This window comes from Streptomyces sp. NPDC042102 (assembly GCF_055582305.1).
This window is the reverse complement of record NZ_JBVJDL010000003.1, coordinates 425,936-447,592: the sequence shown is the minus strand read 5'-3', so window position 1 is coordinate 447,592 and position 21,657 is coordinate 425,936. Positions and strand designations below refer to the sequence as shown.

The following is a 21,657-nucleotide window of genomic DNA, read 5'->3' as shown; positions in this document are numbered from 1 at the left end:
AACAGGGGGGTTCCATGCTTGCCCAGACCGATTATCAGCTACCGGAATCGGGCCCTGCGACACCGCGCATGGACCAGGCGGGTGGACCGTCCTGGGGCATGGGCGACCAGGTGTTCGGCAGTCTGCTCCAGCACCGGATCGTCTTCCTCGGCCAGCCGGTCGACGACGAGATCGCCAACCGCATCACGGCCCAACTGCTGATGCTGGCGGCGCAGTCGGAGGAGGACATCTACCTCTACATCAACTCCCCCGGCGGCTCGGTGACCGCCGGCATGGCCGTGTACGACACGATGCAGCTCATCAGGAACGACGTCGTCACCATCGCCATGGGATTCTGCGCGTCCATGGGCCAGTTCCTGCTCACCTCGGGAACTCCCGGAAAGCGTTTCGCGCTGCCGCACGCGAAGATCCTGATGCACCAGCCGTCCGCCGGCATTTCCGGGTCGGCCAGCGACATCCGCATTCATGTGCGGCAGCTGGTCAAGACGAAACAGGAAATGGCGGAACTCATCGCCCTGCACTCCGGAAACGACGTCGAGCGGATCACCCGGGATTCCGACCGCGACCATTGGTTCTCCGCTCAGGAGGCCAAGGATTACGGCCTCATCGACGACGTGATCCGGTCCACCCCGGCCATGCCGGGCGGCGGCGGATTCGCCACGCGCTGATCCCGTGCCACCCCGTCCACCTTCGGATGTCCGCAGCGTACGGAGGCCCACACCCATGCCCATACCCACGCCCCTGCCCCCGCGCGGCTACGCGCCCCGGGCCCGCCACGTCGTGCCCCACTTCACCGAGCGCACCGCGTACGGCGTGCGGGAGTACGACCCTTACGCGAAGCTCTTCGAGGAGCGGATCGTCATCCTCGGCTCCGAGATCGACGACGTCTCGGCGAACGACGTCATGGCGCAGCTGATGTGCCTGGAGGCGGCCGACCCGGACCGCGACATCTCCCTCTACATCAACTCCCCCGGCGGATCCCTCACTTCACTGATGGCCGTCTACGACACCATGCAGTACGTCAGGCCGGACATCCAGACCGTCTGCGTGGGCCAGGCCACCTCCGCCGCCTCGGTCGTCCTCGCCGCCGGGACCAGGGGCAAACGCATCGCCCTGCCCAACTCCCGGGTCCTGATGCACCAGCCGGCCACCGGCGGCACCCAGGGGCAGGTCTCCGACCTGGAGATCCAGGCCCGGGAGATCGAGCGGCTGCGGGACCGGGTCGAGGCGATCCTGGCCGAGCACACCGGCCGCGACCGCCGCACGATCCGCGAGGACCTGGACCGCGACAAGATCCTCACCGCCCAGGAGGCGCTGGAGTACGGGATCGTGGACCAGGTGATCGTCCCGCGCGGGAGGGCCGGTCAGGGGCAGCAGCCTGGATGACCGCCTCCCCCGCCGGTGACCGCACCGGCCCCGGCGGGTCCGGCCGTACCGCCCCCTCACGGTCGGACGGCCCCCGGGGCGTCCGGCGCGTCGCCGTCCACTGTGCCCGCCCGGCCTGCGCCCGCAGCGGCGGGAATGGGGTCGTCTTGCCGCCTTGCGGGAACCCGAGGGGTTTACGAAACGGTGCAGGCCGGGACCAATGAGGACATGGCGGGTGATGATCGCGAGCTGAGTGCCGCCGCCCGGCGGCTGTACGCGTACGCCGCCGAGCGGCACGCGTTCTGCACGGGCGAGGCCACCGCCGTACTGGGCGCCCGGGCCGCGGCGGCGATCACCGAGCTCGCGGCCGCGCACCTGCTCCAGCGCGCCCCGGACGGCGGCGAGGACCGCTGGAGCGCGGTGCCGCCCCGGGCGGCGGCCGCGCGCGCCCTGGCACCCCTGACGCTGCGGGTGCTCGAGGCCCACGACGAGATGGACCGGCTGCGCGAGCGAATGGAGGCGCTGGTCCCGGCGTACGAGGCGGGCGCCGCCCAGCGCGTGGTGAGCGGCTCGGGCCGGCTGGAGCTGGTCACCGACCTGGGCGCCGTACGCGCACTGATCGCGGAGCTGGCGGCCTCGTGCGAACGGGAGCTGCTCGCCTCGCAGCCCGGCGGCCGCCACCCGGAGGAGGCCCTGGAGGAGGCGATCGGCCGGGACGAGGCCCTGCTGGCACGCGGGGTGCGGATGCGGACGATCTACCAGCACACGGCCCGCTATTCACGCCCGACCGTCGCCTACGTCGAACGGGTGACGGCCCTGGGCGCCCAGGTGCGCACCCTCGGCGACGCCCTGATGCGCATGCTGGTCTTCGACCGGCACACCGGCCTGATGCCGGTCCCCGGGCGGCCGGGCGCGGCCCTGGTGGTGCGCGAGCCGAACGTCGTGCACTTCATGGCCGAGTCCTTCGAGCGCTCGTGGGTGAGCGCGCAGCCGTTCCCGGTGACGGTCAGCCCGGACCAGGCCCGCTCCCTCTCGGACGAACTGCGGCGGACGATCGTGCGCCTGCTGTCGGAGGGCCTGGAGGACAAGGTGATCGCCCGCCGTCTGGGCATGTCGGAACGCACCTGCCAGCGCCACATCGCGGAGACGATGCGCGCGGTGGGCGCGAAGTCCCGTTTCCAGGCGGGCTATTTGCTCGCCGCGCACGTCCAGCCGGTCACAGATCCGGAATGAGGCGGCCGCGGCGGGAGAGCAGGAAGCGTTTGAAGGCGGCCACCGGCGGGGTGTCCGGGTGGCCGTCGAGCCAGGCCACGCCGATCTCGCGGACCGCCCGGGGGGCCGTCACCGTCAGTTCGACCACCCCTGGGCGGGGGACCGCCGGCGGGGGCAGGAGGGCGACGCCGAAGCCGGCCGCGACCAGGCCGCGCAGGGTCTCGGCCTCCTCGCCCTCGAAGGCGACGCGCGGCGTGAAGCCCGCCTCGGCGCACAGGTCGTCGGTGATACGGCGCAGCCCGTAGCCCGGCTCCAGGGTGACGAAGGTTTCCTCGGCCGCCTCGGCCAGGCGGATGCGTTTGCGGGAGGCGAGCCGGTGGTCCTCCGGGACCACCAGGCGCAGCCGCTGTTCGTCGAGGCGGCGGGCCACCAGGTCGGGGGCGTCGGGGAGCGGTGAGGTCAGGCAGAGGTCGAGCTCGCCGGCGCGCAGCCGCTCCAGCATCGCCTCGCCGTAGTTCTGGACCAGGGCGAAGCGGACCCTGGGGTGGTCGGCGCGGAAGGCGCGGATGAGGCCGGGGACGGTCTCGGGGCCGAGGGTGTGCAGGAAGCCGAAGGCGACCTTGCCGGTGGTGGGGTCGGCGTCGTCCTGGACGGACGTGGCCGCGCGGGCGATCTCGGCGAGCGCGCGCTCGGCGGAGGCCCGGAAGGTGTGGCCGGCCGTGGTGAGGGCGAGCGAGCGGCCGCGGCGGGCGAAGAGGACCACGCCGAGGTCGGCCTCCAGTCGGGCGATGGCGCGGGAGAGCGTGGACTGCGGAATCCCCAGCTCGTGGGCGGCCCGGGTGACGTGCTCGTGGCGGGCGACCGTGACGAAGTAGGTGAGGCGCGGGGCGAGCATGGTTGTCACGCCCATGTCTTCTTCGTAACGGTTCATTGACATCCACCTCTGTGAGCTGTGCTTATGCAGGACTGGATTGATTCTCCTTCTTCTGTGCATTGGACGCATGAAAAAGAGGGGTCTAGTTTCGAAGACATGCCTCCCGTTCATACCGGGGCACCCACCACCCCGGGTGCCTCTGCCGCGCAGTTCCCGGATTCCGCCACGGACGCCGGCCGGCTCTCCCCCGGCCGCCCCGGCTACCGCCGGATGACCTTCGCCCTGTTCGCCGCCGGTCTGGCGACGTTCGCGCTCCTCTACTCCACCCAGGCGCTGCTGCCCGCCCTCTCGACGAGCTTCGGGGTGACGGCCGGTCAGGCCAGCTGGACGGTGTCCGCCGCGACCGGGGCGCTCGCCCTGTTCGTCCTGCCGCTCAGCGCGCTGTCGGAGCGGTTCGGCCGGACCCGGATGATGACGGTCTCGCTCGTCCTCGCGGTGGCGCTCGGCCTGCTGGTGCCGTTCGCGCCGAACGTGGAGTGGCTGGTGGCGCTGCGCGCCGTGCAGGGCGCGGCGCTCGCCGGCGTCCCGGCGTCCGCGATGGCCTACCTGGCGGAGGAGGTCCGGCCCAAGGCGCTGGTCGCGGCGATCGGGCTGTTCGTCGCGGGCAACTCCATCGGCGGGATGAGCGGGCGCATGGTCACCGGCTGGGCCGCCGAGATGTGGGGCTGGCGGGCCGGGCTGGCCACCGTGGGCGCGCTGGCGCTGCTGTGCACCGTGGCCTTCCTGGTGCTGCTGCCGCGCGCCCGGTTCTTCACGCCGGCGAGCCTGCGGCCGCGGGCGGTGGGCCGGACCGTCGCGGGCCATCTGCGCGACCCGCTGCTGCTGCGGCTGTACGGGGTCGGGGCGCTGTTCATGACGGTGTTCGGCGCGGTCTACACGGTGATCGGCTACCGGTTGGTGGACGACTTCTCGCTGGGACAGGGCGTGATCGGGTCGGTGTTCCTGGTCTACCTGGTGGGTACGGTCTCCTCGGCCGCCGCGGGTCAGCTGGTGGCCCGTACGGGGCGGCGCGGCGCGCTGTACCTGGCGGTGACCACCACCGCGCTGGGCCTGCTGCTCTCGCTGGGCGATGCGCTGGTGGCGATCGTGGCCGGACTGGTGCTGATCACCGCGGGGTTCTTCGCGGGGCACGCGGTGGCCTCGTCGGCGGTCAGCCGTACGGCGAAGAGCGGCCGGGCGCAGGCGTCCGCGCTCTACCAGTCGGCGTACTACCTCGGTTCCAGCGCCGGCGGCACGCTGGGCGCCCTCGCCTACCACGCGGGCGGCTGGCCGGCGACGGTGGCGTTCGCGCTGGTGGCCGTCCTGGGCGTCGTCTCGATCACGCTCTGCGGCACCCGGGCCGCCCGCGCGGAGCGGGCCGCCACGGCGCGCACCCTGCTCGGCGCCCGCTGAGCACCTCGCCCGGCGACCGCCGGACTCCCCCTCCAGGCTCGTGAATGCGCACTGCGCATTCACGAGCCTTGGCGTCCCTTCTCCCGCGCCCGCCCGCCGGGCCAAGGTGCTCGTGTGAAGCGATATCCGTGAGTTACGCGGGGAGAGCGGGAGGGCAGTCATGAAAGGCACGGCGCAAGCCACCGCCGGTATTGACGAGTTGCGCGCGCGGCTGGACCGGATCGACGAGCGGCTTCTCGGGGAAGTGCGGGCACGGATCGAGATCTGTGTGGAGATCGCCCGCGTGAAGAAGGCCCAGGACATCCCGATGATGCAGCCGCACCGCATCGGGCTGGTCCAGGAGCGGGCCGCGGCGTTCGGCGCGGAGCACGGGATCGACCTCGGCTTCCTGCGCCGGCTCTACGATCTCATGATCGAGGAGACGTGCCGGGTCGAGGACCTCGAAATGGCGGCCGCGTCATGAGGACCCTGCTGATCGACAACCACGACTCGTTCACCTACAACCTCTACCAGCTGCTCGGGGAGGTGAACGGCCGCCCTCCGGTGGTCGTCACCAACGAGACCGACTGGTCCTCGCTGGACATGGCGGACTACGACGCCGTCGTCGTCTCCCCCGGACCGGGCCGGCCCGAGCGCGAGCGGGACTTCGGCATCAGCCGCCGCGCCATCCTGGAGAGCGGCCTGCCGGTCCTCGGGGTGTGCCTGGGCCACCAGGGCATCTGCCACCTCTTCGGCGGCGAGGTCGCGCACGCGCCGCTGCCGATGCACGGCCGGATCTCCTCGATCACGCACGACGGCAGCGAACTCTTCGCCGGGATCCCCTCGCCCTACGACGTGGTGCGCTACCACTCGCTCGCCGCGATCCGGCTGCCCGAGGAGCTGGAGCCGACCGCCTGGACCGCCGACGGCGTCGTCATGGCGGTACGGCACCGCAGCCTGCCGGTGTGGGGGGTGCAGTTCCACCCCGAGTCCATCAGCAGCGAGTACGGCCGGGAGCTGCTCGCCAACTTCCGCGACCAGGCTCTCGCGTACGCCGCCGCCCGGCCCGCGGCCACGCCTGCGCACGCCGCGGCCGGCGCCGCGCGCGCCCCGTACCGCGTCCACGTGGAGCGGCTGCCGCTGCTGCCCGACACCGAGCGGGTCTACCGGGAGCTGTTCGCGGGCAACGCGCACGGGTTCTGGCTCGACAGCAGCAGCGTGATCGACGGCCTGTCGCGGTTCTCGTTCATGGGCGACGGCACCGGCCCGCTCTCGGAGTACGTGACCTACCAGGTGCTGGAGCGCACGGTGCGCGTGCAGCGGCCCGGCGGCGGCGACGAGCTCGTGGCGCAGAGCGTGTTCACGTACCTGGAGGAGCAGGTGAAGGAGCGGGCGGTGCCCGTTCCCGAGGGGCTGCCCTTCGACTTCAACCTCGGGTACGTGGGGTACCTCGGCTACGAGCTGAAGGCCGACAGCGGCGGCCGGGAGGCGCACAAGGCCGACACCCCGGACGCGGCCCTGCTGTTCGCCGACCGGATGGTGGCCTTCGACCACGCCGAGGGCGTCACGTACCTGCTCGCACTGTCCGAGGACCGGGCGGGCGGCGACCTCGGCGCCCGCGGCTGGCTGGACCGTACGGCGGCCCGGCTGCGCGCCCTCGGCTCCGCCGCGGCCCCGCGCCCGGCGGCCGGTCCCCGGGGCCTGGCCACCACCGGGATGACCGACCCGGCGCTCGCCGGCCTGGTCCACATGCGTCACGACCGGGCGGGCTACCTGGCCCGGATCGCCGAGATCCACCAGGAGATCCACGACGGCGAGAGCTACGAGGTCTGCCTGACCAACCAGGTCGCCCTGAAGACCCGGATCGACCCGCTGGAGACGTTCGCCGAGCTGCGCCGGATCAGCCCCGTCCCGTACGGCGCGCTGCTGGACTTCCCCGGGGTCGCGGTCCTCAGCGCCTCCCCGGAGCGCTTCATGACGGTCGGCACCGACCGCACCGCCGAGTCCAAGCCCATCAAGGGCACCCGGCCGCGCGGCGCGACGGCGGCCGAGGACGAGGCGCTGAAGGCGGACCTGCTCGGCAACGAGAAGGACCGCGCCGAGAACCTGATGATCGTGGACCTGATCCGCAACGACCTCAACGTCGTCTCCGAGGTCGGCTCGGTGCATGTGCCGCGGCTCTTCGACGTCGAGACGTACGCGCCGGTGCACCAGCTGGTGTCCACCATCCGCGGCACCCTGCGCGAGGGCGAGTCGGCGGTCTCGGCGGTCCGGGCGGCCTTCCCCGGCGGATCGATGACGGGCGCCCCGAAGGTCCGCACCATGGAGATCATCGACCGGCTGGAGGAGGGCGCCCGCGGGGTGTACTCGGGCTCGCTGGGCTGGTTCTCGTTGGGCGGCGCGGCCGACCTGAACATCGTCATCCGCACCCTGGTCGCCACCGAGGACCGGGTCACCTTCGGGGTCGGGGGTGCGGTGATCGCGCTCTCCGACCCGGACGAGGAGTTCGAGGAGACGGTGGTCAAGTCCCGGGCCATGGTGCAGGCGGTGCTGGGCACCGCGCTCCGGCAGGGCGCGGCCGCGGGCTCCGCCCCGGGCGCGGGAGCTGCCACTGGTTCGCGGAGCGCGGCGTGAGCGGCGGCATCCGCCGGGCGGTGATCGTCGGCGGCCAGGGCGCGGTCGGCCGGCTGTTCACCGAGAAGCTCCAGGGCAGCGGCGTACAGATCTGTGTCGTGGACCCGGCCGGTGCCGGAGCCCCGGCACCGGGCGGCGCCCGCAGCATCCACGGCGACATCACCGACCTCTCGCCGCGGCTGGAGAAGGAGCTGGGCAAGGCCGACGTGGTGGTGCTGGCGGTGCCCGAACCGGTGGCGCTGGCCGCGGTCAAAGGGGTGGCGGCCGCACTGCGCCCGGGCGCCCTCCTGGTCGACACCCTCTCCGTCAAGCAGCGCATCGACGAGGAGTTCCGCGCGCACGTCGACGGGACCGCCGTCGAGGCGATGGGCCTGAACCCCATGTTCGCCCCGGCCCTCGGGTTCGAGGGCCGGGTGGTGGCGGCCTCGGTGACGTACGACGGCCCGCTCACCGCCGAGCTGCTGCGCCTGGTGGAGTCCTGGGGCGGGCGCGTCGTCCGGGTCGAGGCCGCCGAGCACGACCGGCTGACCGCGGTCTCCCAGGCGCTGACCCACGCGACCGTGCTCTCCTTCGGCCTCGCGCTGTCCCGGATGGGCACGGACGTCGAGGAGGTCGCCAAGATCGCGCCGCCCCCGCACAAGACGCTGGCCTCGCTGCTGGCCCGGGTCTCCTCCGGCACCCCGGAGGTGTACTGGGACGTGCAGGCGGCCAACCCGCAGGCGGTGAGCGCCCGTACGGCCCTGGCCGAGGCCGCCCGCCGGCTCGCCGACACCGTCAAGGACGGCACCGAAGAGGACTTCACGGCCCTGATGACCAAGGTCCGCGGCGCGCTGGGCGCCGAGCTCGACAACTACCGCGAGCTGTGCGCGCGGATCTTCGCGAACGTCTGACGGTTCCCGCCCGACGCTCCGCCCGCTCCTGGCACGCACACGCCGCATCTGACGGCATCGCATCGCACCGTTCACCTATCGCATCGCATCGCACCGCACCGACCCGTTGACGTACCGCACCCCTCATCAGAGAGGCACGACATGACCGACTCCCGCACGGGCTTCGCCGCGACCGTCCTCGACCCCGGGCAGCGCGCGGCGCTGGCCGCCGACAAGAGCGTCGGCGGCGGCAACCTGCTGCGTTCCGCGCTCGCGGCGAGCCCGAGCCCCACCACGCCCTTCGTCCACTCCACCCGGCCGATCACCGATCTGGCGGGCGCCGAGCAGCACGACTGGAGCCTGGCCGAGGTCGACGGCCTGGCCCAGGCCTGGTCGGCCTGGTACCTGGCGCAGGGCGTGCAGCCCAAGGACCGGGTCGCGGTCTGGTTCGAGGACTCCTTCGCGTACTCCGTGCACTTCTACGCCCTCGCGCAGATCGGCGCGATCGCCGTGCTCATCAACAGCAAGGCCACGGCGCCGATCGCCGAGTCGCTGATCGAGCAGACCACCCCGGTCGGCCTGTACGCCGACCGCGGCCGGCTGGCGCAGCTGCGGGCGAGCAGCGAGATCCTGGACGGGCTGGCCTGGACCCAGGAGGAGGAGAGCCTGCCGGCACCGCCCGCGGCGGAACTTCCGGCCGGGGCGTACTGGAACCACGTCTCCGAGGACCCGGTGGTCATCCTGCACTCCTCGGGGACGACCGGCCGCCCGAAGCCGACCATCCACACGCACGGCACGATCGTGGCCGGCCCGCAGTTCCGGCTGGTGGACTTCAAGGAGCAGCCGGGCGCGCTGATGCTGACCGCGCTGCCGCAGTCGCACCTGGGCTGCATCGCCTTCACCGTGTACGCGGTGCTGGCCGGCACCCCGGTCGTCGCGCACAGCGACCGCAGCGGCGAGGAGCTGGCGGCGACGGTGGCCGCGCACAAGCCGACGGCGGTGATGGCCTTCGCGCACTCGTACGCCGAACTGGCCGCGCTGGAGCGGACGGACGGGGCGCTGGACAGCGTCGGCTCGTGGGTGTCGATCGGCGACGCCGTGCACCAGGCGCACATCACGCGGACGCTGGAGCACCGTTCGGCGCACCTGCCGTCGGCGCAGTTCTTCGACCGGCTGGGGACGACGGAGCTGGGCTGGGGCGTCCTGCTGAAGATCCGTACGAAGGACAGCGTGCGCAACGACCGGTGCGCGGGACAGCCGGTGGGGGTCGCGGAGGTCGCGATCCTGCGCAAGGACGGCAGCCACGCGGACGTCGGCGAGGTCGGCTTCCTGGCCGCCAGGGGCCCGGCGATCACGCCCGGCTACTGGGGCGACTCGGCGACGACGTACCGCTACAAGCTGGCCGGGCACTGGCTGCCGGGCGACATGGCGTACAAGGACGCAGGCGGCGACTTCTACCTCGTGGACCGGGCCGCGGACCAGATCCTGACGGCTGCCGGGCCGGCGTACTCGACGCTGATGGAGGAGGTGCTGCTGAACGACGTGCCCGAGTTCGACGACGTCGCGGTGATCGCCGGCGAGGAGGACGGGGCCGTGGTGCCGGTGGCGGTGGTCACCACACCGGAGGCGGTGGCCGTGGACGCGGAGAAGCTGCTGCTGCGCGCGAACGAGGCGCTGGCGGCGGCCGGGCAGCCGGCGCTGCGGCTGCTGGAGGTGGCGGCCGGTGAGGCGGACTTCCCGGTGGGGGTGACGGGGAAGGTGCTGAAGCGGAAGCTGCGGGAGAAGTACGCGGACCTGGGGGCGTACGTGCGGGACGCCGCCGGCGGCGGGGCCGGCAAGTCGCTCGCCGTGGCGGGCTGAGCCGAGGGACTGCCGCCGCGTCCCGGCCCGGCGAGGGGCGGGCCGGGACGGGGCGGCGCCGGCAGGTGGCCCGGCGGGCCGTTTCGGGGGCTCCGCCCCCATGCCCCCGCGCCTCAAACGCCGGCGGGGCTGGATTGGGGGCCCGGCGGCGCCGGAAGCGGACCCGGCAGGGCTGGGTTCGGTGCCCGGCGGCGCTGGAAGGGGCCCAGTGGGGCGGTTTCGGGGGCTCCGCCCCCGGGCCCCCGCGCCTCAAACGCCGGCGAGGCTGGATTGGCGGCCTGCGGCGCCGGAAACCTGCCCCGTAGGGCAGGTTTCGGGGCTCCGCCCCGGACCTCGCGCCTCAAACGCCGGCGAGGCTGGGGTTTGTCGGGGTTCGAGGGCGTTACGTGAGGGTGGAGGCCACCCTCAGGACTGCGTCGTTGGACTCCGCGGAGCCGATCGTCACGCGGATGCCCTCGCCGGGGAAGAAGCGGACCGCGATGCCCGCCTCGGCGAAGGCCTTCGCCAGGGCGGCCGTGCGGTCGGGGGAGCCGAGGTCCAGCCAGACGAAGTTCGCCTCCGTCCGCGGGACCGGCAGGCCCAGGTCCGCCAGGCCCAGCGCCGTCCGGTCGCGTTCCTTGACCAGGGTCTCGACCCGGTCGAGGAGTTCCGGCTCCGCGGCCAGCGAGGCCACCGCCCCGTACTGGGCGACCGCGTTCACCCCGAACGGCACCGCCGACGCGCGGATCGCCGCCGCCACCGGCTCGTGGGCCACCGCGTAGCCGACGCGCAGGCCGGCCAGGCCGTAGGCCTTGGAGAAGGTCCGTACGACCACCAGGTCCGGCCGGTCCCGGTACAGGTCCATGCCGTCCGGCGAATCCGGGTCGGTGACGAACTCCCGGTACGCCTCGTCCAGGACGACCGTCACCCCGGCCGGCACCCGGTCGAGAAAACGGTTCAGCGCGGCCCGGCCGACCACCGTGCCCGTCGGGTTGTTGGGGTTGCACACGAAGACCACCCGCGTGCGGTCCCCGATCGCCTCCGCCATCGCCTCCAGGTCGTGCGAGGCGTCCGCCCGCAGCGGCACCCGGACGGACACCCCCCGGTTGACCTCGGTCAGGTGCGGATACGCCTCGAACGAGGGCCAGGCGTACAGCACTTCGTCCCCGTCCCGCACCAGCGCGTGCAGCAGGTGCTGGAGCACCCCGCAGGAGCCGGCGCCCAGCGCGAGATGCGCGGCCGGAACGCCCAGGCGGGCGGCGAGGGCCGCGGTCAGGTCCGTGGAGAGGCGGTCGGGGTAGCGGTTGGCCCGGCCCGCCGCCTCCGCGAGGGCCGCGACGACCGACGGGAGCGGCGGGTAGGGGTTCTCGTTCGCGTTCAGGGTGTGCATCAGGGATCCCTTTCAGTCGATGGCGGGGAGGGCTTCTTCGCCTCGGCCCATCAGGTAGCCGAGCTGGAAGCGGTGCTGCGCGCCGTACTGGTCGCGCAGGCACGAGATGTGGCCCTGGACCGACCGCAGGCTGACCCCGAGCCGGCGCGCGATGGCCTTGTCGGAGCAGCCCTCGATCAGCAGCTTGCGGATGGCCAGGCGCATGTCCGGCACCACCTCGGAGGCGGCGTCGGCGGCCCGCACCGGCCGGAACGGGAAGGGTTCGGCCCGGTCCCAGGCCTTCTCGAAGACGTCGGTGAGGAAGCCGGTGACCGCGCGGTCGCGGATGACGACGGCCGATCCGCGCTCCCCGTCGGCGGGGATGAAGGACACCTCGCCGTCGATGACGATCAGCCGGTCGAAGAACTCCGGCAGGGTACGGACCTGCGCGCCGTGCTTCTGGACGGTCGCCACGTAGCGCTTGGTGGGCTCGTGGAAGCGCGAGCTGTGCTGGTAGAGCGTGCGCATGGCGACCCCCCGGGAGAGGTGGTCGCGGACCGCGGCGTACGCCTCGTCGAGGGTGGCGCCGGGGCGCGGGCCGTCGGGCTGGGCGGTGAGGATCTCCCGCCGGGCCCGGCCGAGGGCCTCGTGGATGGCGTACGTGATCCGCTCGGGGCCGTGGACGTACTCGATCCGGGCCCCGGACCCGGGCGGCGGGGCGGCCGGCTCCGGCGCCCGCGGCTGGGTCTGGGCGGCCTCCGCGGCGTACCGGGACAGGCTGTCCAGGGTGTCGGCCATCCGCCGGAGGGTGGCGGAGGCCGTCGTGGCGTCCGGGGCCGGGGCCTGGGTGGGCACGGGGACGGGGGCGGGGGCGAGGGTGGTGTGTGTCATGGGCGGTGCCTTTCGGGTCGGGTGGGTGGGGGCGTACGCGCGGGAGGGCCGCGGGAGTGCTCCCGCGGCCCTCGCCGGTCGGTGGGTCACTGCCCCGGGCGCCGGGCGTGGCTGCGCGGTGGCGCCGGGGCGAGCAGGGTCTTCACGGCGTGCGCCGCCGCCCGGAGGGTCCCGCCGGCGATGACCGGTGGGGCCGGCGGATTCCGTACGGCCGCGGCCGCCGCCGCGAGGGCGAACCCGCCGCCCAGGGGCAGGCGGGCCGGGGCCCGGGGGCCGGGGGCCGGAGCCGCCTCCGGCCCGCCGGGCCCGGGGGCGGGGTGGCCGGCGCGGGTCACCGGGCCCGCGCCGGCGCCGGGGAGGTGCGGACCGTGAGGGCCGCGCGGACGCGGGCCTCCAGCTCGTCGAGGGCCACCGACGACGGGGCGTCGATGAAGAAGTTCGCCACCCGGTCCTCGCTGCTGTGCAGCGGGCCGACGTAACTGCCCTTCTCCTTCTGGACGAAGACCGCCCGCAGGGTCGGCGGGTCGTCGGGGCGGCCGGCCGGGACCTGCGGCCACAGGTCGCCCTCGCCGGCCCATTCGACGGTGACGCCCGGCCAGTCCACCGTGACCTCCTCCAGGATCCCGGGCTCGTGCTCCACGTACACCTGGCGGGCGTGCCGGGTGGCCTTGGGGTACTCGGCGCACTCGCCCAGCGCGATGCGGATGATCTCCGGTTCGACCGGGCGGCCGGTGGCCAGGTGGTAGAGGACGGTCAGGCCGTCGCCGGGGGTGCGGGCGGCGACCTCCATCAGCTTGGGGTGGCCGGAGGCGTCCAGCCGCCATTCGGAATGGGTCATGCCGTCCTGGAAGTCCAGCAGGTGCAGCAGGCACTTGTTGGCGGCCAGCAGCGTCTTGCGGTCCAGTCCGACCGCGCCGGACACCGTGTGGGAGAGCTCCACGAAGGTGTCGGCGTGGGCGTCGGTGGTCTGCTTCACCGTCACCGAGTCCCACACGATCCGGCCGTGCTGGACCAGGGCCTCGACGGAGAACTCCTGGCCCGTGACCTTCTCCTCGACCAGGAGCGTCTCGTGCTCGGGGTAGTCGGCCAGCAGCCGGGCCAGCTGCTCCGCGTCCGCCGCGGTCCGCACGCCCGAACTGGAGTGCCGGGTCGCGGGTTTGACGACCGCCGGGTACGGGACGGCCGCGAGGTCGGCGGCCGCCCGCGCGCCCGGCGGGATCACCAGCGCGTACGGGTTGAACTCGCCCAGGTGCAGCCGCTGGAGGTACTTGCTGCGGCACACACGGCTGGCCCGCAGGCCCGGCGAGGGCAGGTTCAGGGCGTCGGCGACGAGGCCGGTCGGCTCGACGAGGGTCTCGCCGGCCGCGTACGCGCCGACGATCTCGTACGCGCCCTCCCAGCCGCGGACGGCGGCGACGACGCCCGCGTTGAAGGAGCACTCGCGGTCCACGGAGCCGTCGACGAAGGCGATGTCGGCGAGGGCGGCGGCCGGGTGGCCGGGCTCGCGCAGGGCGGCCAGGGCCTGCTCCCGCCACACGGACGGGGTGATGAGCAGGATCTTCAGGCCGCGCCGGGTCAGTTCCTCCAGGTAGCGGGGGGCCCGGCAGATCGCCAGGAAGGACCCGGTGAGGAGGAACGCTGCGGGTCTCTCGCCGTGGGTGGGCGCGGTGGCGGGCAGCGGGTCGGTGCTCATCGGTGGGGCCTCCACAGGTCCGCGGCCAGGAAGGCCATGTCGAGGGCCTGGCCGCGGTTCAGGCGCGGGTCGCAGGCCGTGGTGTAGCAGCGGTCGAGGTCGTCGAGGGTGACGGGGTCGGTGCCGCCGACGCATTCGGTGACGTGGGCGCCGGTGAGCTCCAGGTGCAGCCCGCCGGGGTGGGTGCCGAGCTCCCGGTGGATCTCCACGAACGCCGCGATCTCGGCGGTGATGTCGCCCAGCGAGCGGGTCTTGTGGCCGGTCGGGGCGACCTGGGTGTTGCCGTGCATCGGGTCGCAGACCCACAGCACGGGCGCGCCGGCGGCGGTCACCTTCTCGACCAGGCCCGGCAGGACGTCGCGGATCCGGTCGGCGCCCATGCGGGTGATGAAGGTGAGCCGGCCCGCCTCGCCCTCGGGGTCGAGGATCTCGGTGAGGGCGAGCAGTTCGTCGGCGGTGGCGGTCGGGCCGACCTTGACGCCGACGGGGTTGGCGATGGAGGCGGCGAAGGCGACGTGTCCGCCGTCGAGCTGGCGGGTGCGCTCGCCGATCCACACGAAGTGTCCGGAGCCGGCCCAGCGGCGGCCGCTGACCGGGTCGGTGCGCACCAGCGGGACCTCGTAGTCCAGCAGCAGCGCCTCGTGGCTGACGTGCAGCGGGATCTCGGGCACGTCGTCACCGCCACCGTCGCCACCGGGCAGCAGGCGGATGCGGTCCAGGGTCTGCACGGCCGTGTCGTACGCGGTGATCATCCGCCAGGGGTCGGCGGCGCGCTCCCCGGCGGTGAAGGCGAGACCGTTGACGGCGTCGCCGCGGTAGGCGGGCAGTTCCACGCCGTCGCGGGTCTCGGTCGGGCTGGAGCGCGGCTTGGCGTACTGCCCGGCCATCCGGCCCAGCGGGACGACGGGCACGGCGGCGCCGTACGAGACGATCTCCGCCATCTGGCGCAGGGTGGTGGCGGTGGACTCGGCTTCGCCGAGGGCGCGGGCGCCGAACTCCTCGGCACAGTGGCCGCCCTGGAGCAGGAGTGCCTCGCCGCGGGCGGCGGCGGCCAGCCGCGCGCGCAGCGTGTCGCTCTCGGACAGCGGCGTCAGCGGGGGCAGTTCGCCGAGCCGGTCGACGACGGTGGTGAGGGTGGCGGTGTCGGGCCAGTCGGGCTGCTGTGCCGACTGGAGCGCCCCTAGTGCCGTACTGGTCATGCGTTCGCTCCTCGTTTCAGGGCCCGGTCGGTCAGCGGACCGGCTGCCCCGGTGTAGTGGGCGGGTTCCAGCAGGTCGCGCAGTTCTTCCGGGCTGAGGACGCCGTGCAGCGTGGCGTCGGCGGCGAGGACCTCCGGGAGGGGGGTGCCGGTGCGGTGGGACCGGGCCGAGGCCCGGGTCAGCAGGTCGCGGGCGGCCGCCTTGCCGAGCCGGGGGGCCAGGACGGCGGCGATGCGTTCGGTGACGAGCAGGCCTGCCGTGCGGTCGAGGTTGGCGCGCATCCGTGCGGGGTCGGCGTCGAGTCCCTCGGCGAGTTCGACGGCGGTGTGCGCGGCGCCCGCGGTCAGCCGCAGGGCTTCGCGCAGGGTGTGCCATTCGGCGTGCCAGACGCCGGCGGACCGTTCGTCCTCGCTGACCAGGGCCTGGGCGAGGGTGCCGGCCAGGGCGGGGACGACCAGGGCGGCGGACCGGATCAGGGTGGCCAGGACGGGGTTGCGTTTGTGCGGCATGGCGGAGGAGGCGCCGCGTCCGGCGGGTGCGGGTTCGGCGGCCTCGGCGGTCTCGGTGCGGGCGAGCAGCAGCACGTCGACGGCGAACTTGCCGAGCGCGCCGGCCGTGTGGGCCAGGACGGCGCCCAGGTCGGCGACGGGCGTGCGCAGCGTGTGCCAGGGCAGGGCGGGCGCGCACAGCCCGGTCTCGCAGGCGTAGGCGGCGGCGAGCTGGTCGGCGTAGTCCTCGGGGACGGGTCCGTCGCCGTCGATGCGGGCGTACTCCAGGTAGCCGGCGAGGGTGCCGGCGGCGCCGCCGACGGAGACGGGCAGCCGCAGCCGGTCGATGCGCTGGACGGCGTCGAGCAGCAGGTGCCGCCAGCCGGCCGCCTTGAGGCCGAAGGTGGTGGGGACGGCGTGCAGGGCGAGGGTGCGCCCGGCCAGCACGGTGTCGCGGTGGACGGCGGCGAGGCCGGCCAGGGCCGCGGCGGTGCGCAGCAGGTCGGCGCGCAGCAGCTTCAGGGTGCGGGTGGCGACCAGCATCATCCCGGTGTCGAGGACGTCCTGGCTGGTGGAGCCGCGGTGGACGTACTCGGCGGCGGCCGGGTCGGTGGCGGCGACGACCCGGGTGAAGGCGGCGACCAGGCCGACCACGGGGTTCGCGGTCTCGCGGGCGGCGAGCGCGAGGGCCCGTACGTCGAGCCGCCCGGCGTCGGCCGCCCCGGTGATCGCCGCGGCGGCCGCCGGGGGCAGGGTGCCCAGCCGGGCCTGGGCCCGGGCGAGCGCGGCCTCGGCGTCGAGCATGGCCTGGAGCCAGGCGGTGTCGCTGGTGGCCGCCTCGGCGGGGGTCCCGGCTCGTACGGGCGAGAGCAGCCCGGCGTCGATCCCGTCGGGCGCGGCGGGCGCGTGCTCGTCGGGCACGGCGGGTACGGCGGGCGCGGGGTCCTCCGCGACTGCGCGGGCCGTGGGCCGGGCGGCGGCGCCGGCGATCAGGCCGGCCGCCGCCACGACGGTGCCCGCCGGGAGGTCGGGGGTGAGCCGGGGGACGGCGGTGAGCGGGGTCATGCCCGGACCTCGGCGCCGGGGGCGGTCAGCGGCTCGGGGACCGCGGTGAGGGCGAGGGCGGCGTGGGCGATGGCGTCGGAGTCCTCCAGCGTGACGGAGCCGACGCCGGGGCGGATGCCGGCGGCGGTGACCCAGTGGACGGACTCGGTGGGCACGCCGTAGGCGAAGCGGCGCGGGTGCGGCCGGCCGGCGGCGTCGACCAGGTGGTAGGGGCGTTCGGAGACGGCCAGCCCCCCGGTCTCGTAGTCGATGCCCGCGCTGCCGCGCACCGTGTACGGGCGGCACTGGCCGCTCTCCAGGAGCTGGAGCAGCAGCGGGTCGGTGGTGCGGCGCAGGTCGGGGTGGGGCAGCCGGGCCTCGATGAGGGCGGTGAGGCGGATGTCGGGGGCGTCGACCCCGTCGGCGGTGGCGACGAACACGGGGCCGTCGGGGCCGTCGGTCTCGGTGCGCACGCGCAGTCCGGGACCGGTGAACTCGACGATCCCGGCCGAGGCCAGGGCGATCAGTTCGTCGATGCGGGAGACGGGCGGGCCGATGGAGAGGAAGGCGTTGAGCGGGGTGTACCAGCCGTCGAGGTCCTCGCGGTGGGAGCCCGCCTCCAGGCCGCCGTGGTCGACGGCGAGGCGGATCTCGTTGCGCAGGTCGCGCAGCACGTCGAGGGCGGCCTTGAGGGGACCGCTGACGTTGCCCTCGCGGGCCTCCTTGGCGTCGCGCAGCAGGTAGGCGAGCATCCAGCGGCGGAAGTCCTCGCGGCCGGTGAAGCGCAGGTCGCCGTAGGGGCGGGAGAGGCTCTGCCAGTTCCAGCGCTCCTCGCCGTCGATGCCGGCCTCGGCGAGGAGGGCGTCCTCGGCCTCGTCGTCGGCGGCCGCGAGGTAGCGGGCGGTGAAGTCCTCGATCACGTCGGGGGTGAAGTGCCCGCCGCGGGCCGTCAGGAGCCGCTCGTAGTAGACGCTCTGCACCTCCTTCTGGATCAGCGGCCAGATGTGGATGCCGAAGTCGATCCAGTCGCCGTCCTTCGCGGCGGCGCGCATGGCGGACACCCGCTCGACGGTCAGCAGCCGGGGCACGTGGCGGCCGTCGGGGCCCTTCTCGTTCTCGCCGCGGGCCTGGTAGGGGATGCCGCGCCGGGAGCCGGCGTACATCTTGGGCTCCAGGCCGGAGGGGCGGTAGACGAGCCGGCCGTCGGCGCGGCGCTCGAAGAAGCCGCCGCGGCCGAGGGTGAACAGGGCCATGTAGTCGAAGAAGTTCAGGCCCAGGCCGCGCAGCAGGACGGGGCGGCCGGCGCCGATGGCCCCGAGATCGACGTCGGCGGGGTTGGAGGGCCCGGTGTAGGAGAGGCCGTAGGTGGCGGCGAACTCCGCGAGTCTGCGCTCCTCCGGCCCCAGGCGGGCCGGGAGGTGGCCCTGGGCGAGGATCACCGCGGAGAGCCCGGCCAGGCGCACGCCGTCGGCGAGGTCGAGGGTCTGCGGGCCGCCCGGGGCGGCGTCGTCGGCGAGGGCGACGGCGCGGGTGCGGTGGACGTGGATCTCGATGTGGTCGGGCGCGTTGGTGACGGCCTCCTGGAAGGCCCACTGGAGGTAGTGGCCGTAGAAGGCGCGCGTGGGGTAGGAGTCGGGGCCGAGCTCGCGGGCCTCGGCGAGGGTCTGGGCGCCGTACGCGTCCTCGTCGGCGGCGGACAGCCGGCGCGACCACTCGTAGAGGCTGGGGCCCTCCTCGATGGGGCCCTCGATGCTGACGCTGTCGTCGGTGAAGAGGGTGATCTGCGAGGAGACGGTGTTCATCAGCAGGTGGCGCGGCTGGGCGGTGCGCCAGACGGCGCCGGGGCCGGGCGAGGAGGGGTCGACGACGTGGAGGGTCAGGGCGTCGTGCGCGGGGGACTTGCGTTCCTGGGCGCATATGCGTTCCAGGACGGAGAGGCCTCGGGGGCCGGCCCCGACGATGGCGATCCGGGCATGGCTGTGCTGCGGCATGTTCTCTACTCCCACCAGCGTGAAAGAGGGCCTGGATGTGTCAGACGGCGGTGTTCCAGCCGACGTCGGTGAGCGCGCAACGGGCGTGCACGGGAAGTCCTTTCAGTCGCGGACGACGGTCTTGCTGCGCATGAGGAACTCGGCGAGATACCCGTCGTGCGGGAGTCCGGGGCCCATCCAGTACGTCGGGTGGTCGCCGGCGTGGACATTGCCGATGGTCGGCTCGGCGATCAGGTCGTCGAGCAGGTCGTGGTCGGTGGTGAGGGCGGTGACGACGAGGCTGCCGCGCAGCGGGGCGATGCCGTCGGAGCGGTTCCAGGGGGCCACCCACACGCAGGGGAAGGGGAGTTCGACGCCGGTCTGGGGGGCGTCGGAACGCTCCAGGCGGTGGACGGCGGGGCGCAGGGCCGCGCTCCCGTCGCCGAGGTCGGCGGCGATGCCGTCGCCGCCGAGGTGGGCGTGGCTGCCGGCGGCCTGGGAGAACAGGTGGGCCTCGACGGCCCGGGCGGCCGCGGCGGGCTGGACCGGCAGGACGGCCGCGTCGTCCTCGGGCGGCAGGGCGGGCAGGGCGGCCAGCCGCCCGGCGAGGGCGTCGGCCAGGGGGGCGGGGTCGCCCTCGACGAGGACGGCGGTGGTGTTGACGCAGCCGGTGCCGCCGTGGGCGGCGACGGAGGCGGTGATGGTGTCGAGGTGGGCGCGCCAGTCGGTGTCGGCGGTGATCAGGATCTTGGTCCGGCCGGGGCCCTGGAGCAGGATCCGCGGGTCGCCGCCGTACTTGCGTACGACGTCCTCGCCGCCGTAGACGAGCGAGCGGTCCGCGGCGCGCAGCAGGGTGTCGGCCTCGGCGTGGTCGGTGGGCAGGTAGGCGATGTGGTCGGCGCCGAACCCGGCCGCGCGCAGGGCGGCCACCAGGCGGTACGGGGTGAACGGCTCGCGCCGGGAAGGGCGTACGGCGACCCGGTAGCCCAGGGCGAGGGCCTCGGGCCAGAGGCTGTGGGTGCCGGGGTGGTTGCCGGCGGCGAGCACGGCGAAGGTCTCGGCGCGCCGGACCCAGACGGCGCGGCCGGTGCGGGTGAGCGGGGAGCGCCAGTCCTCGGCGGTGCCGCCGGGGCGGGCCTGGGTCAGGCTGTCGTAGACGCGGGTGAGGCGGGTGCGGATGTTGGCGGTGGTGGCGCGGACGACGGAGAGCGGGACCCCGCCGACCCGGCTGACGGTGTCCTCGTACTCGGCGGCGCTCTGGCCGGCGAGCTCGGCGGTGGCGAACAGCTCGGCGGCGCGGGCGACGGCGGCGATCCGCTCGTCGGCGGGCAGCGGGCGGGCCCGGTGCAGGGCCTTGACGGTGCGGTCGACGAAGAGGGAGGGGACGAGGCTGAGTTCGGCGACGGGGGTGCCGCGGACGTCGGTGACGGTGGTGCGGCGGCGGGCCCGGAAGGGCCCTTGCGGCCCGAGCGCGTCGAGCTGGAGCAGGCCGGCGGCCGGGGCCGGGGCGGCGGGAGCCGGGGCAGCGGCCGCTGCGGAGGTGAGCGTCGGGGCCGGCATCAGTAGACCCCCTCGATGACGGTCTCGTTCTCGAAGGTGGCGACGGGGGCGATGTCGGCGACGGCGTCCCCGGAGCCGGTGGTGGAGGGGACCCTGGTGGCCAGGTCCCGCTCCAGGTTGTTGGGGAGCAGGAACGATTTGCTGACATGGCTGACGACCACCTGGCCGCGCTCGCCGTACGCCACGCTCTCGCCGCTCGCCGGGTCGACGACGGAGAAGGTGACGTAGGGGCTCAGCGGGTCGAAGACGCAAGGGTCCTCGTCGGCCAGGCCGGCGCGCTCGCCGGCGAAGCCGAGGATCATCGTGCTGCCGTAGTTCCCGCAGAAGGCGGTGCCGGGGAAGATCTCCGTCCGGTACAGGTGCCGGGAGTCCGGGTCGAGCTGGGTGCCGCCCCAGCGGATCGCCTTCACCTTCTTGTTGACCAGTTCCACCAGGTCCTCGCGGCCGGCGAGCCGCTCCAGCACCGACGGGGTGATGGTGAGCACCTCGATGTCCTGGGTGGTCAGGACGAACTCGGCCTGTTCCAGCAGGTGTTCGGCGTACGCGCCCGCGTCCGCGCCGCGGCCGGCCGCGATCAGCTTCTTCACCCAGCGCGGGTCGAGGTCGATGGTGAAACCGCGGGTCCCGTGGGTGGCGGCGGAGCGGCGGAAGAACTCCCCGACGATGTGCGGGCCGGTGGGCACCAGGCCCAGCCAGTTGGCGCCGCGCGGGAAGCCGTGCGCGTCCAGGTTGGCGTTGGACCAGGCCACCATGCGGTCCAGCCAGTCGCGGGTGAGGACCACCCGCTTGGGGGCGCCGGTGGTGCCGCCGGACTCGAAGACGCCGACGACGTCGGGGCGGGGCCCGTAGCCGCGCGGGATCAGGTCCTCGGCGCGGACGTGGCGCAGCTCGCCGGTGACGTTCGGGAAGCGCCGCAGGTCGGCGTGGGTCCGGATGTCCGTGCGGGGGTCGAAGTCGAGGGTCTCCGCGCGCCGCAGCCAGAACGGCGAGCCGGTCTCCGGGTGGAAGTGCCACTCCATGGCGGCCCGGAGGAACTCGTCCGGGTCGGGCTGCACCTCGTACGGAAGGTCCAGGATCGGGTTGTCTGGCGAGGACACGGCGTCTCCTAATCGGGGTGCGCGGGGCGCGGGGCAGGGCGGTGCGGTGCAGCGGGTACGCCGACGGGACCCGGCACGGGGGAATGGGTTCGGTCCCGTCGGCGTACGCGCTGGTCGGGGAG

Annotated in this window: 17 protein-coding genes and 1 pseudogene; 8 read left to right on the top strand and 10 right to left on the bottom strand. The window is 74.1% G+C overall.

Translation table 11 applies throughout. From position 1 onward, the window contains the following. Positions 1–68: 68 nt before the first annotated feature. The 3 genes from ACZ6KO_RS15345 (at position 69) to ACZ6KO_RS15335 (ending at position 2,598) form a co-directional block, all read left to right on the top strand. Positions 69–668, top strand: coding sequence for an ATP-dependent Clp protease proteolytic subunit (locus tag ACZ6KO_RS15345; protein WP_469304979.1), 600 nt, complete (start codon positions 69–71; stop codon positions 666–668). Positions 669–723: 55 nt separating this feature from the next. After that, the gene (locus ACZ6KO_RS15340) at positions 724–1,386 is read left to right on the top strand and encodes an ATP-dependent Clp protease proteolytic subunit (protein WP_469304460.1); all 663 of its coding nucleotides are present in this window, start codon (positions 724–726) and stop codon (positions 1,384–1,386) included. A 207-nt stretch (positions 1,387–1,593) separates the two neighbouring features. Continuing rightward, positions 1,594–2,598, top strand: coding sequence for a LuxR C-terminal-related transcriptional regulator (locus tag ACZ6KO_RS15335; protein WP_469304459.1), 1,005 nt, complete (start codon positions 1,594–1,596; stop codon positions 2,596–2,598). On the opposite strand, the gene ACZ6KO_RS15330 is transcribed toward ACZ6KO_RS15335, so the two are convergent. After that, positions 2,582–3,508, bottom strand: coding sequence for a LysR family transcriptional regulator (locus ACZ6KO_RS15330; RefSeq protein WP_469304458.1), 927 nt, complete (start codon positions 3,506–3,508; stop codon positions 2,582–2,584). The two genes, ACZ6KO_RS15335 and ACZ6KO_RS15330, sit on opposite strands and share 17 nt — an antisense overlap. Before the next feature lie 99 nt (positions 3,509–3,607). Here ACZ6KO_RS15330 and ACZ6KO_RS15325 point away from each other — a divergent pair, with 99 nt between their 5' ends. From ACZ6KO_RS15325 to ACZ6KO_RS15305, 5 genes are all read left to right on the top strand, one after another. Further along, positions 3,608–4,903 (top strand): MFS transporter, encoded by a 1,296-nt coding sequence (locus ACZ6KO_RS15325; RefSeq protein ID WP_469304457.1) that lies wholly within the window; start codon positions 3,608–3,610, stop codon positions 4,901–4,903. 160 nt (positions 4,904–5,063) lie between these two features. Further along, positions 5,064–5,366: a chorismate mutase family protein gene (locus ACZ6KO_RS15320; RefSeq protein ID WP_469304456.1), complete on the top strand. Its 303-nt coding sequence runs from the start codon at positions 5,064–5,066 to the stop codon at positions 5,364–5,366. Beyond that, positions 5,363–7,516: an aminodeoxychorismate synthase component I gene (gene pabB / locus ACZ6KO_RS15315; protein WP_469304455.1), complete on the top strand. Its 2,154-nt coding sequence runs from the start codon at positions 5,363–5,365 to the stop codon at positions 7,514–7,516. Before ACZ6KO_RS15320 ends, pabB begins: the two co-directional genes overlap by 4 nt. Beyond that, on the top strand, positions 7,513–8,406 hold the full coding sequence (locus ACZ6KO_RS15310) for a prephenate dehydrogenase/arogenate dehydrogenase family protein (RefSeq protein WP_469304454.1): 894 nt from the start codon (positions 7,513–7,515) through the stop codon (positions 8,404–8,406). Before pabB ends, ACZ6KO_RS15310 begins: the two co-directional genes overlap by 4 nt. 141 nt (positions 8,407–8,547) lie before the next feature. Further along, positions 8,548–10,245, top strand: a complete 1,698-nt coding sequence (locus tag ACZ6KO_RS15305) for a class I adenylate-forming enzyme family protein (RefSeq protein ID WP_469304453.1) — start codon at positions 8,548–8,550, stop codon at positions 10,243–10,245. A 382-nt stretch (positions 10,246–10,627) separates the two neighbouring features. Here ACZ6KO_RS15305 and ACZ6KO_RS15300 read toward each other — a convergent pair. From ACZ6KO_RS15300 to ACZ6KO_RS15260, 9 genes and pseudogenes are all read right to left on the bottom strand, one after another. Then, positions 10,628–11,623, bottom strand: a pseudogene (locus ACZ6KO_RS15300) (histidinol-phosphate transaminase); the annotation flags it as partial. 3 nt (positions 11,624–11,626) lie between these two features. Then, on the bottom strand, positions 11,627–12,484 hold the full coding sequence (locus ACZ6KO_RS15295; protein WP_469304452.1) for a LuxR family transcriptional regulator: 858 nt from the start codon (positions 12,482–12,484) through the stop codon (positions 11,627–11,629). Positions 12,485–12,570: 86 nt separating this feature from the next. Further along, complete coding sequence (locus tag ACZ6KO_RS15290) at positions 12,571–12,819, bottom strand: hypothetical protein (protein WP_469304451.1); 249 nt, start codon at positions 12,817–12,819, stop codon at positions 12,571–12,573. Beyond that, on the bottom strand, positions 12,816–14,177 hold the full coding sequence (locus ACZ6KO_RS15285) for an ATP-grasp domain-containing protein (protein ID WP_469304450.1): 1,362 nt from the start codon (positions 14,175–14,177) through the stop codon (positions 12,816–12,818). Before ACZ6KO_RS15285 ends, ACZ6KO_RS15290 begins: the two co-directional genes overlap by 4 nt. Continuing rightward, positions 14,174–15,376 carry a 3-deoxy-7-phosphoheptulonate synthase gene (locus ACZ6KO_RS15280; RefSeq protein ID WP_469304449.1) on the bottom strand — a complete coding sequence of 401 codons (1,203 nt, stop codon included), beginning with the start codon at positions 15,374–15,376 and terminating at the stop codon, positions 14,174–14,176. The genes ACZ6KO_RS15285 and ACZ6KO_RS15280 overlap by 4 nt, the downstream gene beginning before the upstream one ends. After that, entirely contained in the window at positions 15,373–16,929 is a 1,557-nt protein-coding gene (locus ACZ6KO_RS15275; protein WP_469304448.1) for a nitrosuccinate lyase, read from the bottom strand. The genes ACZ6KO_RS15280 and ACZ6KO_RS15275 overlap by 4 nt, the downstream gene beginning before the upstream one ends. Then, a complete protein-coding gene (locus tag ACZ6KO_RS15270) occupies positions 16,926–18,899 on the bottom strand; it encodes an FAD/NAD(P)-binding protein (RefSeq protein ID WP_469304447.1) in 1,974 nt (657 codons plus the stop codon). The genes ACZ6KO_RS15275 and ACZ6KO_RS15270 overlap by 4 nt, the downstream gene beginning before the upstream one ends. Positions 18,900–19,001: 102 nt before the next feature. Then, entirely contained in the window at positions 19,002–20,438 is a 1,437-nt protein-coding gene (locus ACZ6KO_RS15265; RefSeq protein ID WP_469304446.1) for an aldehyde dehydrogenase family protein, read from the bottom strand. Continuing rightward, positions 20,438–21,535, bottom strand: coding sequence for a phenylacetate--CoA ligase family protein (locus ACZ6KO_RS15260; protein ID WP_469304445.1), 1,098 nt, complete (start codon positions 21,533–21,535; stop codon positions 20,438–20,440). Before ACZ6KO_RS15260 ends, ACZ6KO_RS15265 begins: the two co-directional genes overlap by 1 nt. Positions 21,536–21,657 lie beyond the last annotated feature (122 nt).